The sequence below is a fragment of the Methylobacterium bullatum genome, from assembly GCF_014845095.1.
GTDB lineage: Bacteria > Pseudomonadota > Alphaproteobacteria > Rhizobiales > Beijerinckiaceae > Methylobacterium > Methylobacterium bullatum.
Window position 1 is genome coordinate 1 of sequence record NZ_NKUG01000152.1, and the last position, 7,871, is coordinate 7,871.

Consider the following 7,871-nt stretch of genomic DNA (forward strand, 5'->3'; position numbering starts at 1 on the left):
CCGGCGCGCCCGACGAAGAAGCACAGGATCAGCACCGGGATGCCCACCGCCGCCGTGAAGGCGAAGAAGACCGGGTAACCGTAGCTGGCGACCATGAAGCCGGACGTGCCCGCCACGAGCTTTCCCGGCAGGGCGTAGAGCGACGAGAACAGCGCGTATTGCGTGGCCGCGAAGCCCGGCGCCGTGAGGCTCGACATGTAGGCGATCAGCGCCATTCCGGCGAAGGATCCGCAGAAATTGTCGATGGAGATCGCGGCGGTCAGGCGCCAGACTTCCGGTCCGCCATAGGACAGCCACGAGAAGGAGAGGTTGGAGGCCGCGCCCAGGAATGCGCCGGCGACGAGGGTGGGGAACAGCCCGAACCGGGTCATCGCCCAGCCGCCGACGAAGGCGCCCGCGATGCCGACCCAGATGCCGTAGAGCTTTGACACCGCGCCGATCTCGGTCAGGGTGAACCCGATCTGCCGGTAGAGCGGGCTCGCCATCACGCCTGAGATGAAATCCGGCATGCGGTAGAAAGCGACCAGGATGAGGATCGCCCACAGGCCCGGGCCGAGGCGGGTATGCAATTCGGTGAGGGGTTCGAGCACGGCGGCGCGGAACGACCAGGCCTTCGCCGGTGCGCCGGCCGGCTGCGCCGATGCGGCGTCCAAAGCCTCGGCGTGCTCCCTGTCGAAGGCGGGAGCGAGGAGTGCGGCGATCATGCCGACGCCCATGAGCCCGGCCATGCTGAAATAGGCCACCGACCATCCGGCCCAGTCGGCGATGAACAGGGCGCCCGCCCCGGCGCACATGAGCGCCAGCCGGTAGCCGAGGTTCGAGGTCGCCGCCATGACGCCCTGGAGATCGGTGCCGGCGGCATCGATGCGCCATCCGTCGATGACGACGTCCTGCGTCGCGGCGCAGATCGCCACGAGAAAAGCCCCAAGGCCGAGGAGGACGAGGCTGCTCGCCGGGTTGGCCGTGGCCATGAGCGAGAGCGCGAGGGCGACGGCGACCTGTGTGGCGATCATCCACGAGCGCCGGCGGCCGATGCGGGCGCTCAGGACGGGCACGTCGAAACGGTCGATGAGCGGCGCCCAGAGGAATTTGAGGGTGTAGGGCAGCGCCAGATAGCTGAAGAGGCCGATCGCCTTGATGTCCACGTCGGAATAAGCGAGCCGCGTGGAGAAGGTGCCGAGCACGAGCAGCAGCGGCAGGCCGGACGAGAAGCCCAGGGCCAGCATCAGGACGATGCGGGGATCCTCGACAATATCCCGCAAGGCGAGCTTGGTGCGCGCCTTTCCCGATACCTCTGCACTCTGAGCCATTCGTGGAACTCCTGAAGGCTTATGACCCTTTAGGGTCGGCTGCCATGTTCGCCGGACGCCGGTTCGTCCAAGGGGTCGTCACGGCGCGGTACGGCCAGTGCCGCCTCGTGTGACTGGAATGAAGAATGGTAACCAGGAACTTAATGAATGCGCATACTTTGTAGGTAGCTATTGGCTCGCAATGAGACATATTCCTTGCCGGCGAGTCGACGTAACGAGGAAATATCCTCCCGATCTATTTGCCGAGGCGGTCGTTTCGGTCTGTGCCGTCGAAGTGCTGCTGTCATCGGATGAGGGCGGTGGTACAAGCGTGATGTCAGGATGATGGGCAGCAGCAACAATCAGGTTTCGGCCGGACTTCGCCCGGTGGGGAACGCCTCCGTGGATGCCAAGATGTTCGCCATGGCTTTCGACGCCAGTCCCACGCCCATGGTGGTGACTGACCCTCGCCTTGCCGACAACCCCATCGTCTGGGTCAACGACGCTTTTCTGACGCTCACCGGTTATGCGCGCGCGGACCTGCAGGGCCGCAACTGCCGCCTGCTCCAGGGGCCGGACAGCGATCCGCGGACGATCGATGCCATCCGCGACGCCTTGAGGCGGCAGGCACCCGTCGAGGTCGAGCTGTGCAACTATCGGAAGGACGGCTCCTCTTTCTGGAACGCCATGACGATCTCGCCGGTCCGCAACGACTCGGGCGAGCTGGTGTATTACTACGCCGCCCAGGCCGACATGACCGAGAAGCACGCTCTCGAACTCGCCCTGCAGGAAACGAACGACGAGCTCGAACGGCAGGTTCACGAGCAGACCGCAGACCTGCGGGCCGCCCTGGAGGAGAAGACCGCGCTGCTCCACGAGGTCGATCATCGGGTCAAGAACAATCTGCAGGTCATCTCCTCCCTGGTTTTGCTGAAGGCGCGGCGAACCCCCCAGGGCGAGGCGCGCGATGCCCTCCAGGGCATGGCCGAGCGCATCGGCGCGCTATCCATGGTGCACCGCATGCTTTACTCGGCCGGGGACGTGACACGCTTCAATCTGGAAGAGTTCGCCGACGATTTCATGTCCGACCTCACCGCCGGCATCGACCCGGCGCGCACGGCGGTCACCGCCGAGGTCGACCCGATTTCCCTGCCGGCCGCCATCGCGGCACCCCTCGCCCTGATGCTGCACGAACTCGCCACCAACGCCGTCCGCCACGCCTTCCCGAACGATCGCGAAGGACGGGTCAGCATTTCCGCCCGCCGTTGCGAGACCGGCCTGCGCCTCCAGATCGAGGATGACGGCATCGGACGGAATGCCGCGGCACCGAACCCGGCCGGGTTCGGCTGTTCCCTGGTGGAGATGGTGGTGAAGCAGCTGCGCGGGGTCATCACCTGGCACGAACCCGGTTCGGGTACGCGCGTCGAGATCGTGATTCCCCTTCAATCGGAGAGCCCCAGACCCGCCACGTCCGCGCCGCGTGAAGCCACGCTAGGGCAGGCAGGGTGAGCGGCGCGGAAGGACTTCGTATCCTCGTCGTCGAGGACGAGGCGCTCATCGCCCTCGAACTCCAATGTCTTCTGGAAGATCTCGGCCACGTCATCGCCGGGGTGGCGGCAAGCTCGGCCGAAGCCATCGAACTCGGGCGGGCGACCTCCCCCGACATCGCCCTGGTGGACATCCACCTCATCGACGGCCCGACCGGGGTCGAGGTGGCGAGGATCCTGAGCCTCGACCCGCGCACCAGCGTCGTGTTCATGACCGCCAACGACAAGCGCATCCCCGCGGATTTCGCCGGTGCGTTGGGCGTCATCGCCAAGCCCTATTCGGAACGCGCGGTCGCGGGTGCGTTGCGCTACGTGGCGGCGATCCGGGCCGGGGGGCAACCCGAGCCGCACGGATCGGACGGGTTCCGGCCGGCGTCGGAGGGCGTGGCGGAGGATGCGCTCTGGTCGCAGAAGCCCTGGGCCGGGGCGAGGCCCTGACGCCTCCGGGCCTCAGTTCATGTCGTCGCGAGCCGTCTTCTTGAGGCGATAGAGCACCTCCAGCGCCTCGCGCGGTGTCAGGGCGTCGGGATCGATCCGGTCCAGCTCCTGCCGCAGGGGATCGTCCGCCGCTGGAGCCTGCACCTCCGGCAGGGGCGGCGGGGCGAGGCTGGCGAAGAGCGGCAGGTCGTCGATGCGCGGACGGGTCGGGCGGTCGCGCTCCGCCTTCTCCAGGTTTTTCAGGATCGAGCCGGCCCGGGCGATGACCCCGGCGGGCAAGCCGGCGAGGCGCGCGACCTGAAGGCCGTAGGACCGCTCGGCCACGCCCGGCACGACCTCGTGCAGGAACACCACTTCGCCCTTGTGCTCGGCCACTTTCAGCGTCGCATTGTCGAGCCGCGTGAGACGCTGGCTCAAGGCCGTGAGTTCATGGAAATGGGTGGCGAAGAGCGCGCGGCACCCGTTCTGTTCGTGGAGGTATTCGAGGCAGGCCCAGGCGATGGAGAGGCCGTCGAAGGTCGCAGTGCCTCGGCCGATCTCGTCGAGGATGACGAGGGAATGCCGGCTCGCCTGGTTCAGGATCGCGGCCGTCTCCACCATCTCGACCATGAAGGTCGATTGCCCGCGCGCCAGATCGTCGGCGGCGCCGACCCGCGAGAACAGCCGGTCCACCACGCCGAGATGCACGCGAGTGGCCGGTACGAAGGCGCCCATCTGGGCGAGGACGGCGATGAGGGCGTTCTGGCGCAGGAAGGTCGACTTGCCGCCCATATTCGGTCCGGTGATGAGCCGGATGCGCCCGCGCCCTTCGCCGGACAGGTCGCAATCGTTGGCGATGAACGGCTCGCCGGACCGCCGCAGGGCGGATTCCACCACCGGATGGCGGCCGCCCTCGACGACGAAGCTGAAACTGTCATCGACGAAGGGCCGGCGCCAATCCCGCTCCACAGCCAGTTCCGCATGGGAGGCGGTGACGTCGAGGCTGGCCAGGGCGTCGGCGATGGCGGCGACGGTCTCGGCCTGGGCCATGATCCGAGCGGCCAGCGCATCGAAGACCTCGGTCTCGAGGGCCAGCGCCCGATCGGCCGCCCCCGAGATGCGGCTCTCCAGATCGTTCAGTTCCACGCTCGAGAACCGCATGGCATCGATCATGGTCTGGCGATGGATGAACGTCTCGCGCAAGGCGCCCTTGAGGCAGGTCTCGCCCACCGCCTGCGGCACCTCGATGTAGTAGCCGAGCATGTTGTTGTGCTTGATCCGCAGGGTGCGGCAGCCGGTCTCCTCGGCATAGCGCGCCTGCAGCCCGGCGATGACCTTGCGTGAATCCTGGCCGAGCAGCCGGGCCTCGTCGATCTCGGCATCGTAGCCGGCGCGCACGAAGCCGCCGTCGCGTCGGTTGAGGGGAAGGTCGTCGGCGAGCGCCGCGCGCAGATGCTCGACGAGATCGGCATCCACCGTGCCAAGGCGCTGGACGATGCCGGCGAGATCCTCCGGCAAGGCTTTCACCTCTCCGCAACGCTGCGAGATCGCCAGGGCCGCGTCGAGACCGTCGCGCAGGGCCGCGAGATCGCGCGGGCCGCCGCGCCCGAGGCCCAGCCGCGACAGGGCGCGGGCGATGTCGGGCGCCCGCGCCAAGGCGTCGCGCAGGCTCCGGCGAAGGGCGCCATCCTCCACCAGGAACGACACCGCTTCGTGGCGGCGCGTGATCGCCGACAGGTCGGTGAGAGGGCCGGCCAGATGCTCGGCCAGCAGCCGCGCGCCGATGGCCGACACGGTGCGGTCGATGGCGTCGAGCAGGCTGCCGGTGCGCTCGCCCGAGAGGGTCCGGGTGAGTTCGAGATTGGCGCGGGTCGCCGCGTCGATGGCCAGCGTCGCCCCGCTCGTCTCCCGGGTCGGCGGCGACAGGGCGGGCCGGGCGCCGATCTGCGTGCGCTCGATATAGAGCAGGGCCGCTCCGGCGGCGGCGAGTTCGGCCCGCCCGAACTGCCCGAACCCGTCGAGGGTCGAGACGCCGAACTGTTCCTTGATCCGCCGTTCAGCCGAGGCCGGTTCGAGCTCCGCCTGCGCCAGGGGCGTGACCGGGGCCTTCACCTCGCGCCAGAGGCCGGCGAGCGACGGGTCGGAATGGATCGCCTCGGAAAGCACGATCTCGCGCGGATCGTGCCGTGCGATGGCAGCACCCAGCTCGCCTTCGGGAACTTCGCTGAGCGAGAACCGGCCGGTGGAGATGTCGACGGCGGCGATGCCGTAGGCGTAGCCGGATTCCGAGAACTTGCGGCGGCCGAGAGCGAGGAGGACGCTGGCGCGCGACGGATCGAGGAGACGGTCCTCGGTGATCGTGCCGGGGGTGACGAGGCGGACGACCTCGCGGCGCACCACGGATTTCGGTCCCCGCTTCTTGGCCTCCGCCGGGTCCTCGGTCTGGGCGCAGACCGCGACGCGATGGCCGAGGGCGATGAGGCGGCTGAGGTAATCGTCGGAGCGCTCCACCGGCACGCCGCACATGGGGATATCCGCCCCGCCATGCTTGCCGCGCTTGGTCAGGACGATTCCGAGGGCACGGGACGCGATCTCCGCATCCTCGAAGAACAGTTCGTAGAAATCCCCCATCCGGTAGAACAGGAGGCAATCCGTGTTGGCCGCCTTGATCTCGATGTACTGCGCCATCATCGGCGTCGCGCCGGCGATGTCGAGGGGCGAGGCGCTCACCGTCTCCTCGGCCGGGACGCTGGTCTTCGGGCTGGAGCGGGCGGCGCGTTGGGACATGCGCCATCATAGCAGAGGCCGCCGGACCGGATCAGCGCCCCTGCCAGCATCATCTGGGGAGAACCGTGATCCCACGAAAAAAGGCCGATGCGTCTCCGCACCGGCCCTTCCGACGATGAAGCTGAAGAACGGCTTAGTAGGCCGGGCCGCCCGACGTGGTGCCCTTGCGCTGCATGTAGCCCGGCTGCTGCGGGTTGCGGGAGTTCGGATCGCCGTGGCTGTAGGCGGCGGGGGCGCGGCGATGGCGCATGCCATGACGATGATGGTGGTGGCGATGGCGCATGCCGCGATGGCTGGCGTAGCCCGGGTGATGACCGCGGCTGACGACCTCGGTGGCGAGCGTATCGCCGGCGATCACGGGAGCGGCCGGCATGGCCGGGGCGGCGGAAGCGGCGCCGAGGCCGAGGGCGCTGAAAAAGGTTCCTGCCGCCAGGGCAAGTGCAATCTTGGTCATCGAGTAGTCCATCCGTTCGGATCGCGCCGCGCGCGTCGAGGCAACAAGTCGTTTGCCCGGACTCCGTTCCCATTCTTTTCGATGCACGATTACGCAGCGAAAAGCCGCCGAACGCATGAGGATCATGGGATGATTTTCGCATCGCGCACGTGATCCGCGCCGTCACGGCGAAACGGGGTTGCGCATCCTCCCGCTTGCCCGCACCACCACATCCGCGATGGCGACAAACCCCTCCCCCTCCGCTGCCCTGCCGATCGATGCGGCCCTGCCGGGCCTTCTCGCGGCCCTCGACGCCGGCCCATCGGCGGTGCTCGTGGCGCCCCCCGGAGCCGGCAAGACCACCCGTGTCCCGCTGGCCCTTCTCGACGCGCCGTGGCTCGGCGCTGCCGGCCGGATCATCCTCCTCGAACCACGGCGCCTGGCTGCCCGCGGCGCGGCCGAGCGCATGGCCGCCACCCTCGGTCAGCGCGTGGGCGAGACCGTGGGGCTGCGCGTCCGCCTCGGCTCGAAGATCTCGCGGGCGACGCGGATCGAGGTCGTCACGGAGGGGGTCTTCACCCGCATGATCCTCGACGATCCGGAACTGTCGGGCATCGGCGCGGTGATCTTCGACGAGTTCCACGAGCGCTCCCTCGACGCCGATCTCGGGCTCGCCCTCGCCCTCGATGCGCAGTCCGGCCTGCGCGACGACCTGCGCATCCTCGTCATGTCCGCCACCCTGGACGGTGCGAGGGTCTCGCGCCTGATGGGCGATGCGCGGATCGTCGAATCCGAAGGCCGGGCCTATCCGGTCGAGACACGCCACACTGAGCGCGATCCCAACCGGCGGATCGAGGATGCGATGGCCGACGCCATCCTGCGCGCCCTGCGGGCCGATCCCGGCTCCGTCCTCGCCTTCCTTCCCGGACAGGGCGAGATCCGTCGGGTCGCGACGCTCCTATCCGAACGGATCGACGAGAGCACCGAGATCGCGCCGCTCTACGGCGCCCTTCCCCCGGCCGAGCAGGACCGCGCCGTGGCGCCCGCCCCGCCCGGAACCCGGAAAGTGGTGCTCGCAACCAGCATCGCCGAGACCTCTCTCACCATCGAGGGCGTCCGGATCGTAGTCGATTCCGGCCTGTCCCGCGTGCCGCTCTACGAGCCCGGCATCGGCCTGACGCGCCTCGTCACCGCCCGCGCCTCCCGCGCCTCGGTGGACCAGCGGCGCGGCCGCGCGGGGCGGACCGAGCCGGGCATCTGCCATCGCCTCTGGTCGGAGGCGGCGACCAGTGCCCTCGAACTCTTCACGCGGCCGGAGATCCTGGCCGCCGACCTGTCCGGCCTGCTGCTGGACTGTGCCGCCTGGGGCGTCTCCGACCCAGCCACCCTGTCGTTCCT

At 68.7% G+C, this 7,871-nt stretch carries 6 protein-coding genes; 3 read left to right on the plus strand and 3 right to left on the minus strand.

All coding sequences use genetic code 11. The features are described 5' to 3' along the window. Window positions 1–1,310, minus strand: a 1,310-nt coding sequence (locus MBTS_RS19555; RefSeq protein ID WP_192216282.1) for an AmpG family muropeptide MFS transporter, incomplete at its 3' end; no start/stop codon positions are given. A gap of 321 nt (window positions 1,311–1,631) precedes the next feature. Between MBTS_RS19555 and MBTS_RS19560 the strand changes: the two genes are divergently transcribed. Together MBTS_RS19560 and MBTS_RS19565 are read left to right on the plus strand one after the other, a co-directional pair. Continuing rightward, window positions 1,632–2,798, plus strand: coding sequence for a PAS domain-containing protein (locus tag MBTS_RS19560; protein WP_018042735.1), 1,167 nt, complete (start codon window positions 1,632–1,634; stop codon window positions 2,796–2,798). Then, on the plus strand, window positions 2,795–3,274 hold the full coding sequence (locus MBTS_RS19565; protein WP_056144379.1) for a response regulator: 480 nt from the start codon (window positions 2,795–2,797) through the stop codon (window positions 3,272–3,274). The genes MBTS_RS19560 and MBTS_RS19565 overlap by 4 nt, the downstream gene beginning before the upstream one ends. Window positions 3,275–3,286: 12 nt before the next feature. On the opposite strand, the gene mutS is transcribed toward MBTS_RS19565, so the two are convergent. Both mutS and MBTS_RS19575 read right to left on the minus strand, forming a co-directional pair. Continuing rightward, entirely contained in the window at window positions 3,287–6,040 is a 2,754-nt protein-coding gene (gene mutS / locus MBTS_RS19570) for a DNA mismatch repair protein MutS (protein ID WP_192216283.1), read from the minus strand. Window positions 6,041–6,173: 133 nt separating this feature from the next. Then, the gene (locus MBTS_RS19575; RefSeq protein WP_238253855.1) at window positions 6,174–6,494 is read right to left on the minus strand and encodes a hypothetical protein; all 321 of its coding nucleotides are present in this window, start codon (window positions 6,492–6,494) and stop codon (window positions 6,174–6,176) included. 217 nt (window positions 6,495–6,711) lie between these two features. Between MBTS_RS19575 and hrpB the strand changes: the two genes are divergently transcribed. Next, a partial coding sequence (hrpB, locus tag MBTS_RS19580) for an ATP-dependent helicase HrpB (RefSeq protein ID WP_192216284.1) occupies window positions 6,712–7,871 on the plus strand: 1,160 nt, incomplete at its 3' end.

Bases quoted from the DNA above. Each gene is read 5' to 3' on its own strand.
- MBTS_RS19560 (WP_018042735.1), top strand. From the start codon at position 1,632: ATGATGGGCAGCAGCAACAATCAGGTTTCGGCCGGACTTCGCCCGGTG.
- mutS (WP_192216283.1), bottom strand. From the start codon at position 6,040: ATGTCCCAACGCGCCGCCCGCTCCAGCCCGAAGACCAGCGTCCCGGCC.
- MBTS_RS19575 (WP_238253855.1), bottom strand. From the start codon at position 6,494: ATGACCAAGATTGCACTTGCCCTGGCGGCAGGAACCTTTTTCAGCGCC.